This is a genomic window from Microbacterium sp. HMWF026, from assembly GCF_003061325.1.
Taxonomy (GTDB): domain Bacteria; phylum Actinomycetota; class Actinomycetes; order Actinomycetales; family Microbacteriaceae; genus Microbacterium; species Microbacterium testaceum_E.
In genome coordinates this window covers 1-1,049 of record NZ_QAJB01000459.1, presented here as the reverse complement: position 1 = coordinate 1,049, position 1,049 = coordinate 1, and the positions used below count along the sequence as shown (strand labels likewise).

Annotated in this window: 1 protein-coding gene; it reads left to right on the top strand. The window is 70.6% G+C overall.

Annotated elements, in window-relative coordinates; genetic code table 11:
- Window positions 1-190: 190 nt before the first annotated feature.
- The coding region (locus DBR36_RS16555) for an NYN domain-containing protein (RefSeq protein WP_108320790.1) at window positions 191-1,049 on the top strand (859 nt) is incomplete at its 3' end.

Below are 1,049 nucleotides of genomic sequence, written 5' to 3'. Positions count from 1 at the left end.
GTCTACCCCGGCGAGAGCTGAGCGCGCGGCGCCTGCCGCCGACGGTGTTCAACCCGGGGGTGGGTGCGAAGGGTGCCCGCCCGGGGTGGGTGCGCTGGGCGCCCGCCGCCCGGGGGTCGGTGCGCAGGGTGCCCGCCCGGGTCGGCGCGTGGGGTACCCACCGCCCGCCGGCACGGGTCAGACTGGGGGCATGCCCGACAATCAGACCGCCCGCGTCGCCGTCTACCTCGACTTCGACAACATCGTCATGTCCTGGTACGACCGCGTGCACGGACGCAACGCGTACTCGCGCGACCGGCAGAAGATCGCCGAGAACCCGATGGACCCCGAGATCGCGGAGCGCCTGACAAAGGCGACGATCGACGTCGGCGCCGTCATCGACTACGCAGCCTCGTTCGGCACGCTCGTGCTCACCCGGGCCTACGCGGACTGGTCGGCTCCGGTCAACGCCGAGTACCGCTCCCAGCTGGTCGCGCGTGCCGTCGACCTGGTGCAGTTGTTCCCCGCCGCCGCGTACGCCAAGAACGGCGCCGACATCCGTCTGGCCGTGGATGCCGTCGAGGACATGTTCCGCCTCCCCGACCTGAGCCACGTGGTCATCGTCGCGGGCGACAGCGACTACGTCCCCCTCGCCCAGCGGTGCAAGCGCCTGGGCCGGTACGTCGTGGGGGTGGGCGTGGCCGGATCGACCGCCAAGTCGCTCGCCGCCGCGTGCGACCGCTTCGACGCCTACGACTCGCTGCCCGGCATCCCGAAACTGGCCGAGACGAAGAAGGACAAGGATGCCGCTCCCTCGCGGCCGCGCGCTCGTAAACGGTCCAAGGACCCCGCGGTCGACCTGCTCGAGCGCGCGATGCAGCTCGAGGCCGAACGCGCCGACGGCGAGTGGCTGCACGCGTCGGCCGTAAAGGACCTGATGAAGCGCCTCGACCCGTCGTTCAGCGAAAAGGCTCTGGGGTTCCGCAGCTTCTCGGACTTCTTGAAGGCGCAGGGCGACCATGTCGAGCTGGACGAGGAGTCGAACGTCGTGCAGGTGAAGGCGGTCACGC